Annotated in this window: 5 protein-coding genes; 1 reads left to right on the forward strand and 4 read right to left on the reverse strand. The window is 30.1% G+C overall.

Annotated features, from left to right (window positions below):
• Positions 1-811 precede the first annotated feature (811 nt).
• Complete coding sequence (locus tag AC4PRO_RS17945) at positions 812-2146, reverse strand: caspase family protein (protein WP_492118367.1); 1335 nt, start codon at positions 2144-2146, stop codon at positions 812-814.
• Positions 2147-2388: 242 nt separating this feature from the next.
• Between AC4PRO_RS17945 and AC4PRO_RS17950 the strand changes: the two genes are divergently transcribed.
• Positions 2389-2622 carry a hypothetical protein gene (locus AC4PRO_RS17950; protein WP_492118368.1) on the forward strand — a complete coding sequence of 78 codons (234 nt, stop codon included), beginning with the start codon at positions 2389-2391 and terminating at the stop codon, positions 2620-2622.
• Here the strand turns inward: AC4PRO_RS17950 and AC4PRO_RS17955 are convergent.
• From AC4PRO_RS17955 to AC4PRO_RS17965, 3 genes are all read right to left on the reverse strand, one after another.
• Positions 2619-2957, reverse strand: a complete 339-nt coding sequence (locus tag AC4PRO_RS17955) for a hypothetical protein (RefSeq protein WP_492118369.1) — start codon at positions 2955-2957, stop codon at positions 2619-2621. The two genes, AC4PRO_RS17950 and AC4PRO_RS17955, sit on opposite strands and share 4 nt — an antisense overlap.
• A 701-nt stretch (positions 2958-3658) precedes the next feature.
• Positions 3659-4486 (reverse strand): alpha/beta hydrolase, encoded by an 828-nt coding sequence (locus AC4PRO_RS17960; RefSeq protein WP_492118370.1) that lies wholly within the window; start codon positions 4484-4486, stop codon positions 3659-3661.
• A 515-nt stretch (positions 4487-5001) separates the two neighbouring features.
• Positions 5002-5502, reverse strand: coding sequence for a hypothetical protein (locus AC4PRO_RS17965; RefSeq protein WP_492118371.1), 501 nt, complete (start codon positions 5500-5502; stop codon positions 5002-5004).
• Positions 5503-5607: the final 105 nt, after the last annotated feature.

Below are 5607 nucleotides of genomic sequence, written 5' to 3' on the forward strand. Positions count from 1 at the left end.
TGCAAGGCTTGAGCTTAAAATGATACATTTTTAGCTACTTTAAATCTTGTTTTTTATCAGTGTATTTTTTCGAGGCTAACGACCAAAATGTTGTACAACGGTTCCTGGCTTAGCTTGGTGGGGAACTTTTAAGCAGATTATTTTTGGCTATACGAATATATGAAAATAAACGGTAATTCCAGTAAATTCCCCATCATGCTAAACCAGTGTTACAATATGTTTTTATCTATACAATCTTTCTCGCTATTCAATTTTTTACCTAATTTTTTTTGGCTGCAAACTGCATCATTTTAATTTTTGCAAATTACTTTCTGCTTAGTGATTTCGCCATTTTACTTTTGGCTGCAAACTGCATCATTTTAATTTATGCAAATTACTTTCTGCTTAGTGATTTCGCCATTTTACTTTTAGCTGCAAACTGTATCATTTTAATTTTTGCAAATTACTTTTTGCTTAGTGATTTCGCCATTTTACTTTTGGATACAAACTGCATCATTTTAATTGAAGCAAATTACTTTCTGATATTCGATTTCACGAAAATAGATTTCAACGCTAACATATTCAAATCGAGCTTTATAAACGACAACTTTTCAGCTTTCCGATTATTTTCTGAGTAGGAGATAAGCTAATATTTATTCATCCAGAATTTTTGGGCGCAAAATTTGGCGGAAATATATTGTAACGTGTCGCGGCTTGCAGAAGTGGCGAACTTCGTAACCGATTATTTTCGGCTAATATAAAATTTCCTACGAAAGATACACGTGAATTTACCACATATTTCGCCATTTTTGCAAACCGCTGTTAGCTGTAGTTATTTTATTTTAAATTTTACTTCTTTTCTAGGAATCTCTATTATTCCGCAAGCTTTAAAAGCATGAGGAAATAAATTAAAATAATATATTGTAAAAAAATCATCATTAAAAGAAAAATCTAGTTGACTAGAATATTGATATGTTGAATATTCTAGTAAAATTGATTTGCACTCATTTTCACCATATTTGTCAATCATAATTTCTAAAAAATTTTCTAAATTACTATAATCACTATAATCTAGAATATCATAGAGAGAAATTTTTCTTTCTGGTTTAAATGCAAAGTTTAATGTATATATATAATGATTTGGATGCACACCTCCGAAATAATCACTTCTATTTATTAAAAGGCTTAAAAATTTATCATTATTAGTTTGTATATCATAACTTACATCTAAGTAGAATTCCATTTGACTGCTTCTATTAATTGAATAGTTTTCATCTTCTGAAACATAAACTCTAATGTCATTTACTATAGAATAACCTAATTGCTGGACAAAAGCGTTTATAAATTGAGAGTTAAAAATAGTGTTTTCATTAAAAAATGGGATTTCAAAACTACTATCGATTTTTACTTTTTCATTAATCTCTAAAGGTATTTTCAACGCATTTATGGCTGTTTGTTCCTCTTGTTTTTTTAAACGGAAAAAAAATGCGCCTCCTTTATCTCCGGAATTTACCAACGACCCGAAAGTTGGTGTTTGTTTTTTTTGTGTACTAAAATCTAATATCAGATTTTCTGATAAACGATTAAAGGACAGATTGTCTAATGTGTTTTCTTTAAATATATTTTGTAGAGTGATATTAAAAAGACTGTTTACTCCAATTTCTCCATCACCTACTTTTTCAATTCCACCAGAAGTTAAAGCTTGTCTTGAGACTTTCCCTTCAAATGCTTCAACACCGCCGCCGCGGTCAAGTTCAAATATCGCTCCTGAAAAGCAACTATCTGAAATTAAAGCTATATGATTTGCTTCTGACGCTTTAAAAAAGTTTAATAAATCACTAACATTAAACCATGTTGTGACATTATTTTTGTCTGAATCCGAGCATAACCAATATGATGTTCCTAATTTGGGATTAAATTCACCGTGTCCAGCGTATATGATTAATATATTATCATCTTCTAAAGCGTTTATTAATTCATTATAAACTTCATTATATAAAAACGAAAAGGTTGTTTGTTCAGGTTTTGTATATAATTCAATAAAATCAAAATCATATTTTTTTGATAATATATCAATCAATGAATTAATATCGTTAATGCAATTGTTTAAATTATTAATTCTTGAGTCGTTGTATTCATTAATAGCAATAGCAATTATTTTATTCATTTATTCGGATTTTTTGGTATAATTACAGCTAACGGAAAGCGGCTTTGCAATGGTGGGGACTTTGTAGCAGATTACTTTCTGTTTAACGAATATATTAATAAAAACGACAATTCCACTAAAACCCCACTATTGCAAAACCGTTGTTATGCCTTCGGTTTTTCGCCCCAATTTTTTTTTCGGTTACAATTTTCGGTTTAGTTTCCGCACCGTTTAAGTCGGGAACAATTTTAAAATTATAAATTATGTTAGTTAAACAAAAAAGACAAGAATCATTATTAGAAGTAGGTTTTGAAGAATTAAAAGGTAAAATCTCACTAAAAAAATCTTTTAAAAATGGAGTTCCAATCACAAGCCTTTCAATTAATCTAAAAAATATATTTTTGGAAGATGTTGATTTTATAATTTCTGAATTATCAAAACACAAAGAATTTTTAAGTTTAGAATCTAATAAATCAATTGAATATTTAAGAAGTTAAACTCTATATTCATTTAAAAAATTCAGGAAAAGTTGTGTGTTTTTAACCAAACTATTTTTTAATGGTTCATTGGAAAAAGAAAATTTTTGTCTAAAATTATCTAATCTTTCACTAAACAATGTTCCATTATCAAACTCTGATAACATTAATTTAATTTGAAACTTAATTTCATATAATTCACTTTGTTGGTTTTCATATTCTGAATTGCTTATGTCATCACTTTCTCCGTATATGTCTTTACTTGTATTACCTAATTGGTATTCAACTAATTCAATTGAGTTTAGTTTTTCTATAAATGATTCTGATTTTTCAATAAAAAAATTAATTGGCTTCATGTTTTATTTTTAATTAATGTTTAAGTCTTAGGTTTCGGCTCTACCAAACTGAGGCATAACGTTTCCTGGCTTAGCTTGTTGGGGAACTTTTAAGCAGATTGTTTTTGGCTACACGAATATATGAAAAAATACGGTAGTTCCACTAAATTCCCCATCATGCTAAACCAGTGTTGTAATATGTTTTTATCAGCACAAAGATTTCTCGTTATTCTATTTTTCGCCACAATACTTTTCGCCACAAACTGCATCATTTTCATTAATGCAAATTACTTTCTGCTTAATGATTTCGCCACAATATTTTTCGACGCAAACTGCATCGCATTAATTGAAGCAAATTATTTTCTGCTTAACGATTTTACCAGAATTTATTTCGGCGCAAACTGCATCACTTTAATTTATCCAAATTACTTTCTGCTTAACGATTTCGCCAGAATCTATTTCACAGAAAACTTCTCAAATGTTCTTGGATAAACGACAACTTTTTGGATTGCAGATTATTTTCTTAGTAGGAGAGAAGTAAGGAATTTTTCACCGCAAAATTCAGCGCTGAAATATATTACAACGTGTCGCGGCTTGCAGAAGTGGCGAACTTCGTAACCGAATATTTTCGGCTAAGATAAAATTTCTTGCGAAAGATAAACGTGATTTTACCACATATTTCGCCATTTTTGCAAACCGCTGTTAGTAACAGTATGTATTATTTATAAAGGTTTGATCCAGTTAATGATTTCATTAAGTGCTGTTTTGTCAATTTCATATAATGAATCATATTCTTCTGTTTTTCGCCAATCATCATTACCATTTCTTAAAAAGTGATTTAATCCATTAATTGTTTTTACCTCAATGTTTTTTTTGTTTAAGGTTAAAAATAGATTTGAGGTTTTTACACTATTAAAAAAACTATCATTTGTTCCTGAAATAAATAAAATTGGAATATTAGATTGTTGAAATAATTCCTCACTACTTATTTTACTTTTATTTTTTGCCTTATATTGTTTATGTTTAAAATTTGAATATTTTTCAATTGGAGTTGACATTAATACAAAAAAGTCTATATTTAACTTTCGCTGATACACATTTACAGTAGCAATTCCACCTAAGCTATGTCCAATTATTCCAATTTTTTTTTGGGATAAAGTGTCAATTTTTCGAATATTTTCAAAAGCATAATATAAATCTTCAATAATTTGATCTACACTAAAATTTGCTATTCCTTCTGATTTACCAACACCTCGATCATCATAACGATAAACAGCAATTCCGCTTTTTAATAATTCTTCTGCTATAATATAATGAGAATTTCGAGTGTCTTTTCCACTGCCTGGCGTAATTATTACAATTTTTGAATACTCCGTTTTTGGAAATATTAAAGTTCCACCAAGCATTATATTTTCTTTTGGATCATTAAAATTAATGTCTTTGTAATTATATTTTTCTAAATTTTTAATTTTTTTTCCAAAATCAAAATATTTTTGACCAATTGATTTAATTGAAATAAGTATAATTATAAGTACGAGGGTTTTTTTCATATTGTTACTAACGTTCCCTGGCTTAGCTTGTTGGGGAACTTTTAAGCAGATTATTTTTGGCTATACGAATATATGAAAAAAAACGGAAATTCCACTAAATTCCCCATCATGCTAAACCAGTGTTGCAATATGTATTTATCACCACAAAGTTTTTTCGTTATTCAATTTTTCGCCGCAATACATTTCGCCGCAAACTGCATCGCTTTCATTGAAGCAAATTACTTTCTGCTTAACGATTTCGCACTAATCTATTTGGACGCAAACTGCATCGTTTACATTGAAGTAAATTACTTTCTGCTTAACGATATCAGAGTAAATTTTTCAGCGCAAAATTTGGCAACAATATGTATTGCAACGTTTTGCAGCTACCCGAAGGGCGGGATTTTTACCACTAAACTTCATTCGGAGAACTGAACTTTCGGCTACCACAAATGTGTCTGCGAAGCACGAAACCCCGCCTTTTGGGTAGGTGCTGTTATAGGGCGTTTTTCTTTCGTCTATAGTTGTCGTCATTTTCAAGTTGGCTGATAAAATGAAATGATTTTTCTGTTCAGTTGTCCAATGTCCTTGTTTTGGTTCATTGTGTTGTAGAAGTCATTGTTAATTGATTTGTCTATGAGTTGTCCGTCCGAAATTTTAAGCAAATACGGAAATCCTTTTCGGTCTTTGATGCTATAAAGTGCTTTTGAAATATAACTTTGGTCGTATTCAGATTTTGGAGTCCTGCCGTCAAGATAGATTACTTTGATGTCTGGAGTAAGTGTCGGTAAAATGTTTTTCTCAATGAAGTCTTTGCTATTTGTCCTGTTGTTATAGCAGAAAAAATTTGTCCCGTCAATTGTCTGTAAATACGCTTTGTATTTTCTATTAAATGCAAGGTTGTCGAAGTAAGACCAAATAATAAATGGAAGTGCCAAAATAATTAGCGGTGCAAACAACAAATAAAGTCCAACCCCAAAAAGGAAAAGTGTCCCAATTGTCAGCCAACTTTTAAAATTTATTTGTCGTGTTACCATTTCGTTTCAGTCGTCTTTTAAAATGCCCTATAACGGAAGGCGGCTTACCTCAGTTGGGGAGTTACATGCAGGATCTTTCTGTCATAACTATTTTGTAAATATAGC

The sequence above is a fragment of the Flavobacterium sp. DW-iso2 genome (assembly GCF_058725285.1).